Annotated in this window: 1 protein-coding gene; it reads right to left on the reverse strand. The window is 38.9% G+C overall.

All coding sequences use genetic code 11. The features are described from left to right. Positions 1–180: 180 nt before the first annotated feature. The coding region (locus DPQ23_RS15265) for a transferrin-binding protein-like solute binding protein (protein ID WP_162630804.1) at positions 181–596 on the reverse strand (416 nt) is incomplete at its 5' end.

Genomic DNA, 596 nt, shown 5'->3' on the forward strand with positions numbered 1-596 from the left:
GTTTTAACTACTTTCCCTAAGCCTGTGACTTCGTTCTCTTTTTTATGTGCTTTCTTTTTGGTACCTGTGACATAAACATCATTTAATTGTACCGCTTGTTCTGCATAGCTTTGTACGGCAAATAGGCTAAGAAGAGCAAGGCTAATCAGATTTAATTTATTTTTCATAGCAAATTCCTTATTATTTTTCTATTTGTCGTTTTGCACCAAAGACAGCGCCAACACTGCCATTGTCTGATTTATGATGGAATTGTCCGCCAAGTTCTCCAGCGGTTGGACCATAGAAGCCACCATTGACTTTTATATCACTAAATACCGCATTTCCGTGTTGGCTAGAGCCTGCATCTAAAGCAAAGCCACTATCAGAGGTTTTCGCACTGCCGATAAAGCCATTACCATTAATTGTCGCATCTACGGTAAATACAGGATTTACACCGCCTTTATCAAATAACTTACCGTTTACTTTTTTATCACTAAAATTAACATCAAATTCAGTGCGATAGCCCGATTCTCGATTATTATCTGCTTCCGCTATCCAGTTCGTCCCTTTAGATACGAGTGCATCCCAAGTTCCAACATACTTATAGTTACCTCCTG

Origin of the sequence: Paracoccus endophyticus, from assembly GCF_003286075.1 — a bacterium.
Lineage (GTDB): Bacteria > Pseudomonadota > Alphaproteobacteria > Rhodobacterales > Rhodobacteraceae > Paracoccus > Paracoccus endophyticus.